The following is a 609-nucleotide window of genomic DNA, read 5'->3' as shown; positions in this document are numbered from 1 at the left end:
TCATAGACAAATATCTGATTATCAGATATAAATATACAAAAAATAACAATTATAACCAAAAAAAATCCGCCTCAAGTTGTGAGACGGATTCTTTTTTTTGCTCCAAACTTAAACTTATTATTCTTATATCTATCCACAATAAACTATTATACTCTTATGACCTCATTCGAATAGATGAATAAGTGGTTTTGTTTTTATTAATTAAAATATATTCGTTTCATTTTTAATCTCTTTTTTTGGTATTTTAAATATTCATTAAAGTTTTAACATGATCCTTATAATTCTCCAAAATTATTGGATTAATTATTGTCCTTAGGCTCTTTTCCTTTCTTTTTTTAGCATTAACTTAAAAAAAATTGCTATACTAACCGCTGATATATTTAAATCAATATTATACTTTAAAAATAGATTATATTGAAGTTTATTAAGAAGATACTCGTAGTGCATTATTAAATTAATTCAATTTTAAGTCTATTCATTTTTCTACTGAAAACAAAAACATTTACAAATTGAATGAAAGTTAATGCTGTTATTTTGCTCAATACCCTTGTTTTAAAACCGTTAAAAGATTTTGCGTAATTGTTTCTGATTTTAAATTGGTCGCAAAGT

At 23.3% G+C, this 609-nt stretch carries 1 pseudogene; it reads right to left on the bottom strand.

Features of this window, described 5'->3' with window-relative positions:
• Positions 1 to 449: 449 nt before the first annotated feature.
• Positions 450 to 609: pseudogene (locus tag DRF58_RS18875) on the bottom strand (IS982 family transposase); the annotation flags it as partial.

Source organism: Epilithonimonas hispanica, assembly GCF_003385395.1.
Taxonomy (GTDB): Bacteria; Bacteroidota; Bacteroidia; order Flavobacteriales; family Weeksellaceae; genus Epilithonimonas; species Epilithonimonas hispanica.
This window is presented reverse-complemented; position numbering and strand designations above follow the sequence as displayed.